This window comes from Hymenobacter sp. (assembly GCF_031398885.1).
In the GTDB taxonomy this organism is placed as follows: domain Bacteria; phylum Bacteroidota; class Bacteroidia; order Cytophagales; family Hymenobacteraceae; genus Hymenobacter.
In genome coordinates this window covers 129,597-136,335 of record NZ_JANNOD010000031.1, presented here as the reverse complement: position 1 = coordinate 136,335, position 6,739 = coordinate 129,597, and the positions used below count along the sequence as shown (strand labels likewise).

The 6,739-nt window shown below is 64.8% G+C and carries 5 protein-coding genes; all 5 read right to left on the bottom strand.

All coding sequences use genetic code 11. From position 1 onward, the window contains the following. Nucleotides 1-1,624, bottom strand: a 1,624-nt coding sequence (locus RMO51_RS05725; protein WP_310392831.1) for a hypothetical protein, incomplete at its 3' end; no start/stop codon positions are given. 613 nt (nt 1,625-2,237) lie between these two features. Further along, on the bottom strand, nt 2,238-3,419 hold the full coding sequence (locus RMO51_RS05720) for a glycosyltransferase family 4 protein (protein ID WP_310392829.1): 1,182 nt from the start codon (nt 3,417-3,419) through the stop codon (nt 2,238-2,240). 67 nt (nt 3,420-3,486) lie between these two features. Beyond that, on the bottom strand, nt 3,487-4,326 hold the full coding sequence (locus RMO51_RS05715; RefSeq protein WP_310392827.1) for a glycosyltransferase family 2 protein: 840 nt from the start codon (nt 4,324-4,326) through the stop codon (nt 3,487-3,489). A 151-nt stretch (nt 4,327-4,477) separates the two neighbouring features. Continuing rightward, nucleotides 4,478-5,491: a nucleotide-diphospho-sugar transferase gene (locus tag RMO51_RS05710; RefSeq protein WP_310392825.1), complete on the bottom strand. Its 1,014-nt coding sequence runs from the start codon at nt 5,489-5,491 to the stop codon at nt 4,478-4,480. Continuing rightward, nucleotides 5,488-6,729: a glycosyltransferase gene (locus RMO51_RS05705; protein WP_310392824.1), complete on the bottom strand. Its 1,242-nt coding sequence runs from the start codon at nt 6,727-6,729 to the stop codon at nt 5,488-5,490. The genes RMO51_RS05710 and RMO51_RS05705 overlap by 4 nt, the downstream gene beginning before the upstream one ends. Between the last annotated feature and the right edge of the window lie 10 nt (nt 6,730-6,739).

Below are 6,739 nucleotides of genomic sequence, written 5' to 3'. Positions count from 1 at the left end.
CGCTGAACGTTTCCGGGTTGTTGTCCTCCCACACGTAGGCGTACACCTGGTACGCCCCGTTGGGCACGTTCGTCAGCCGGAAGTCCAGCGCGTTGTCGTACTGGGCCGAGGTGAGCATCGCCGCCCGCCCCGCGTCCGTGCCCGGCACCAGCACCTGGCCCGCGCCGGTGACGCTCGTTCCGTTAACTGAGTAGTTGCCCGCGGTGCGGCCCTCCCAGGCCTGCCCGTCGATTGTCGAGGCGTTGCCGTTCAGGTCGATGGCCCGGTAAAAATCGCTCGGACCACCCGGAGCCGGCGTCGGAGTTGGGGTTGGAACCGGGGCCGGGGCCGGCGTCGGGGCCGGAACTGGGGCCGGCGCCGGAGTTGGAGTCGGCGCGGGCGTCGGGGCCGGCGCGGTGCTTCCGGTGGGCCCGGGGGTGATGTTATTTTGCTTCAGTTTCTGCTGCCAGATGGTCCATTCGTTTTGCTCCGTTTGAACCGTGAGGGGGTTGGGCAGGCTGATGTTGCCGGAAACCGTGGTGGCAAAAGTGCCGTCGATGTCAAAACGGTTGGCGAAGGGCTGGTTGGTGTACCAGTTGGCGTAGCCCACCGTGTTGTCAGCGATGCGAATGTTGGCGCCGAAGGTTGGGCTCTTCCAGAAGTTGGACGGGTTGATGCCGCAGTATACTTTGTCCAGCTTTTCGCCGGTGCTCAGGTAGCCGCTGGTCACCACCCGGTTGTGGTGCACGTTCACGTCGTGGCCGGCCGCAATGTTGATGGCCCCGTTGCAGGTGCTCACGAACTGGTTGTTATCAACTTCCAGGAAACCCGTCGAAACGGCGAGCGTGTACCCGTGCCCGTCGGTGGTAAAGCCCGTACCGCTGAAATTGGGGCTGGTGGCCGGGATGGGGTAAGCACCCTGCACGTAGTTGTCGTGCACCCGGGCCGGGCTGGCGGGGGTTCCCCCCGAGTCCGAGAAATTGATGTTGTCCTCTACTTTGCTCTGGTTGGGCTGGTTGATAACCTGGTTCCAGGAAATATCGATGTTGGCAACGCCCGGAATCGTGTTCAGAATGACAAAGTTTGAGAAGCCCTGCTGCGGGTTGTTGCGGTAGCTGCCAATCAGGTTCAGCACGCGGTTGTAGCGAATCCGCACCGTCTGGTTGCTGGCGCCGTTGCCCATCCAGCGGTCCAGCACCACGCCCCGGTTGCGCTCCAGGTAATTGTGCTCCATCACCAGGTTTTTGCCCTTGAGCATGTAGAGAAACGCGCCGCGCTCTTTGTTGTCGACCGTGGGGGTGGTGCCGTAGCCGCTGCACTCCCGCACCGTCAGGTCGGTGTTTTGGGAAGGCGCGTAAATCAAAACATCGGGTCCCACCAGGGTGCAATTCTGCAGCACAACCGGTTCCGTGGTCGCAATGGTGATGGCGGGCGTCGACGAATCGTTGCTGCGGTAGTTGCCCGTGTAGGTACCTCCCTTGCTGATGGTGATGGGCGCCGAGTAGGCCAGATTGGGGGCCTGCGCCTGCGCCCGGCCCGTTCCGCACAGCGCCAGGGCCAGCAGGCCCTTCCCCAGCAGGGGCACCCGCCCGGCCTGCAAGCGCGGCGGGACAGATGCAATTTTTAATTTATTCAAAATTTGCATTATTCAGTAATTGATGAAAAAGGTCTTTTCTGAAAATCAGTCAAAGTGCAATTATTGACAATGCACTGATAAGAAGGAAAATGCTATTTGCTCTGCTTGGAGCCCAAAATCAACGCCGCCCCCGACCATTTCCCAAATCCACCTTCGCACATGCCCTCGGCATCACTGCCAGCGAAATTCCCAACCCCGAAATCTGCTTCAGTCAGCTGCAAACCAATTTTTTGAGCATAGCTAGGCCAAGCCTGCTATGATATATCAAAAAACATATGTTTACTACTCTCCTCGCTACCTTCGCCCGAATGGGTCCGTGTACCGCCCTATGCGGCCCTTTTTGCCCAATCGTAAGGCGTGCCCCAACTGCTCTTCATACTTTAAAACTTTAAAAAATTATAAAAATGAATCCCGCTCTCTTAGGCAAATGTACAAGAGATAATCCTAACGGGCAAATAATTTCTTAAGCGATATTGTATTTTACAGTGAAGCAGACCAAGGATGCGCGCCCAAAATCAGGCGTAAGTAAGCGCTACCGGCTTTTTTGTCCGCTTGAGCTTGACCCAAAAAAAATGTTGTCCGCACGTTCGCGGCGCCTGGCAACGGCCTACGAGGCCGCATTTTAGCTGGCTTCGTAGAGCGCCAGCAGCCGCTGTAGCGAACCGGCCAGGCTGTACTGCTCCCGGGCTTGCCGATGGCCAGCTTGGCCGAGCCGGACCCGCTCGGCGGGGTTGGCCGCCAGCTCGGTGATGGCCGCGGCCAAATGGCCGGGCGTGGGAGGCAGCAAGCGGCCCGTGCGGTGGTCCTGCACCAAGTCGCGCAAGCCGGTGGCATCATACACCACGGCCGGAATTGCGCAGCTCTGAGCTTCGAGCAAGGACATGCCGAGGCCCTCAAAGCGCGACGTCATCACGAACAAGTCGCTGGCCAGCAGCACCGGTCGCACGTCCAGCAGCTGCCCCAGAAAGCGCACCTCCGCCCGCAAATTTAGGGATTGGGCGTATTCCTGCTCGGCGTGGTGCAGGTGCCCATCGCCGACGTGCAGGTACACCACGCGCTCGGCCAGCTCGGCAGCGAGCTGGCCGAGCGCCATAAAAATGTCGTGGTGGTTTTTACTTTCGATGCAACTGCCCACCGAAACCAGCACGAGCTGCTCAGGGCGCAGCCCCAAGGCACGGCGGCAGTCCTCGCGCTCGGCGGCGGAGCGGGCCGGCACGAAATGCTCCGAATCAACCCAGTTGGGCACCAGCGTGGTCGGGTTGAAATTCACGCGCCGCTCAATCTCCTGCACCGACGGACCAATGGCGATGAAGCGCCCGCCCAGCAGCCGGCGGGCCAGCAAGCGGTAGGCCGCCCGCTTGACGCGCAACAGCCCCCGGTACTCAAAACTGTTGTGCACGGTGTGCACGCAGCGCGGCACGCCCGCCTGCCGGGCCGCCAGCCCGTACCAGAGGAAGCTTTGCTCGGTGTGGTTGTGCACCACATCGAAGCGGTGCCGGCGCATAAACCGCCGCACGGCCCCCACGTCGGGCCGCGAGTCGTTGGCCCACGGGAGGTAGTGCACGGTGTAGCCGACGGCCTCCAACGTGGCGGCGTAGTCGTTTTCGGCCGGGGGCGAGTCGGTCAGGATGTGCAGATCCAGGCCCTGCCGCTGGAATTCCGGCGCGGCAATGCGCAGCATGATTTCGGCCCCGCTGTAGCGGATGGCGTGCAGGATGTGCAGCACCTTGCGGACCCGCGGGGCGGGGCGGGGGGCGGGGGCGGGGGCCGGGGCGGCGGGGAGCAAGGAAGCAGCGGCGGTCATAAGTCGGCAGCAAAGCGCAGGTTATCAGGCAGGCCAAGCGGTGCGCAACCGCCGGCCAGGGCGGGAGCTAGTGCAGGAAGTAGCCCAGCAGCCGGCGGGTGTAGCCGTTGAGCAGGAACAGGGGTACGTAGGGCCGGGGGCAGTTTTTGAGGGCAAAATGCGTGAAGTTGCGCAGATTGCCGCCGCCCCGGATGCCAAACAGATGCTGGTAGTAGCCGCGCAGGCTGCGCTGGCGGCGGGTTTGCTCCTGGCCGCTTTCGTCGGGGTAGGTACGCAGGCGGGCCTCGTAGTTGCAGTACACCGGGAAGCCGTGGCGCCGGGCCACGCTGGTGAAGTCAAAATCGGCCAGATAATGAGGCAGGCGCTTTTCGTCGAACAGCCCAATGCGCTCGAACACGGCCCGCGGGATGAGCAGGCCCCGGCCCGGCAGGTACGTGACCGGGTGCAGGCCGTGGCGGGCGGCTTCGGGCAGCTCGCGCAGCAGGTCGTGGCGGCGATGCAGGAGCCAGTCGAGCCGCTCGCCGCCGTACACGGGCGCGCCGGTGGCCAGGTCCAGCTCCAGGGCCCCGAGCACGGCGGTGGGGTGGCGGGCAGCGGCAGCCAGCATCTGAGCCACGAAGTCGGGCTCGGCCACCAGGTCGTTGTTGAGCGTCATCACGCGAGTGGCCCCGGCGGCCAGGGCCCGGCGGATGCCCAGGTTTACGCCGGCCGTCCAGAACAGGGTGCCGTCGCCCGTTTCCACCAGCACTTCGGGAAATTCGCGGGCCAGCGCTTCGGCCGTGCCGTCGGTCGAGCCATCGTCGACCACAACGGTACGAAAAGCGTCCGTCGTTTGCCGGCGCAGCGACAGCAGGCAGTCGCGCGTAAACGCCAGCCGGTTGAACACGGGAATCACGATGTAAAGCATGGCGCGGGCGGTTTTGAAAAACGGAGTTAAAAGTTAAAAGTTAAAATTCAGGCAGACATAATTTTAACTTTTAACTCTCAACTTTTAACTTCATACAACGGGAGACTGATGGTGAATGCGACAGCGGAGTCGCGGGCAGCAGCTAGCATATTCACGACGCGGCGGTGGGCACGGGAAAAGCAGGCTCACGAACTGCGTCCGGCTTAGCGACTGGCGCGGCGGGCCGCAGCCGGGCCAGCAGCCGGCGCACTTTGGCCGTGACCCGGCCCCACAAGAACTCGCGGAACCGCTGCTGGTCGCGGGGCCGGTCGGCCAGCACAAAAGCCGGGTGGCGCAAGGGCAACGACAGGGCCGCGGTGGGCACGTTGGCCAGCTCGTCGGTGGCGTCCAGGGTGTGGGTACCGCCGGCTCCGAAGCCCACGTTGCCCACCAGATTCACGGCCGGCACGGTGCACAGCCCCGAGTGCGCCGCGATGGCAAAATGCCACTGGTAGTCCCACACGTGGGCCGGCGGCGGCAGGCGCTGCACCCCGGCAATCTTGGCCAGGCGGTAGCGGTTTTCCAGCGCCGAGCTGTAGCGGCCGGCCAACAGCCCTCGTTCCCACAGACGGTCAAAATCGGTTAAATCAAAATCGAAATACTGCCAGGCCCGGCGCCAAGTGGCCCAGCCCCAGCTATTTACTTGGGTAGAAAAATGGTAGGATTCGGCCCCCGCCGGCTGCGGCTGGCGGGCTTCGCGGCTGAAATTATTGCCCCCGATGTGCATCACGCGGGTATCGTGGGCGTAGCGTTCAAGCAGCTCCTGACAATAGCCGAAGAAGCTCAGGTCAGGCACGCAGTCGTCTTCGAGAATGATGCCGGCTTCCTCGTGCGCAAAAAACCAGTTGATGGCCGTGGCCGGGCCCACCCCGCAGTTCAGGTTGTGCGCCCGCAGCTGCGTCACCACGTCGCAGGGCCAGTCGATGCCTTCCAGCACCACGGCGCGGGCGGCGGCGCAGGCGGCGGCGTCGGTGGGGTGGCCGGGCCGGGGGCCGTCGGCCGCCACGTACAGCCGCCGGGGCCTGGCCCGGCGAATGGCCGCCAGCACGGCCCGCGTGGGGTCGGGGCGGTTGAAGATGAGCAGCAGCACCGGGGCAGCCAGCGGCGGCGGCAGGGCCCGGCTCATAGCGGCTGCGGCACCGCGGCCGGGAGGGTAGGCGCGGCGGTTTCGGCGAAGGCCGCCGGCTTTTCGCGCGCCAGCATGGTGCGGTAAATGTCGAGGGTGCGCTGGGTGATGGTGGCCGGGTCGTGGCGGGCGCGGGCCACGCGCAGGGCTTCGCGGCCAAGGCGCTGGCGCAGGGGCTCGTCGCGGTGCAGGCGCAGCACCTGGGCGGCAATGTCGGCGGGGTCGAGGCGGGCCGCCAAGCCGGTGCGCTCGTGCTCCACCAGCGAGCCGACGCCGCCCACCAGGGTCACGACCACCGGCAGGCCGGCCACCTGGGCCTCGCACACGGTGTTGGGGCTGTTATCGATGTAAGATGGGTGCAGCAGGCAGAACGACTCTTGCAGCAGCACCTGCAGCTCGTCAATGCTTTGCATGCCCCGAAATTCGAGGTCGTCGGGGCCGATGGCCGTGAGCCGCCGCCGCCGGATGCAGCGCCGGATGCGCGCGGGCTCGGTCTGGCCCACGATGGTGAGCTTGGCTGGAATCTGCTGCCGGATGAGGTGGAAGGCCTCCAGCGTTTCGCGGTAGCCCTTCATCACCTGCGTGCCGCCCAGAAACAGCAGGTGGGGCCGGCCGGGCTCCGGGGCGGGGGCGGCCACGGCGTTCAGCGCGAAAAACTGGGGCCGAATCATCTCCCAGTTGAGGTGCACGTGGCAGCCGGGGCTTAGCCGGCGGCTCAGGGCCGTGTCCCAGGTGGTGCGGCACGACACGTCGCGCACCTTGGGCAGGTAGCGCAGTTCGTAGTAGCTGGCCAGCAACCACAGGAAGCGGCGCACGGGGTCGGCCACGGGCAGCACCTTCAGGTATTCCCACACGATGCCCTGCACCGAAAGCAGCACCGGCACCGGGAGCCCCGCCGTGGCCACGTGCAGTTGCACCTCCGAGCCGTGCACGTGAATCAGGTCGTAGTCGCGGTAATGCTGGCGCACGTACGCGGCGAGCAGGGCCACGCGGCGGCGGTAAAGCGTGCGGATGTCCTCGCGCCGCCCGGGCACGTCCAGGTACACGTAGTGCACGCCGTCGGCGTCGAAGTGCTCAACCGGCGCGGCCATGTCGGTGCCGGTGCCCAGCACGGTGAGGGTCAGGTCGGCGGGCCGGCGGGCCAGTTGGCCAATCAGGCTGATAATCCAGGGCGTGCCGGCCTGGTTTTCTTTGGGGTGCGGGTGGGCCGTGAGCCACAATATGTTCAGGGGTCGCATGCCAGCAAGC

Coding starts and splice junctions, on each gene's coding strand:
- RMO51_RS05710 (WP_310392825.1), bottom strand. CDS start 5,491: ATGAGCCGGGCCCTGCCGCCGCCGCTGGCTGCCCCGGTGCTGCTGCTC.
- RMO51_RS05720 (WP_310392829.1), bottom strand. CDS start 3,419: ATGACCGCCGCTGCTTCCTTGCTCCCCGCCGCCCCGGCCCCCGCCCCC.
- RMO51_RS05705 (WP_310392824.1), bottom strand. CDS start 6,729: ATGCGACCCCTGAACATATTGTGGCTCACGGCCCACCCGCACCCCAAA.
- RMO51_RS05715 (WP_310392827.1), bottom strand. CDS start 4,326: ATGCTTTACATCGTGATTCCCGTGTTCAACCGGCTGGCGTTTACGCGC.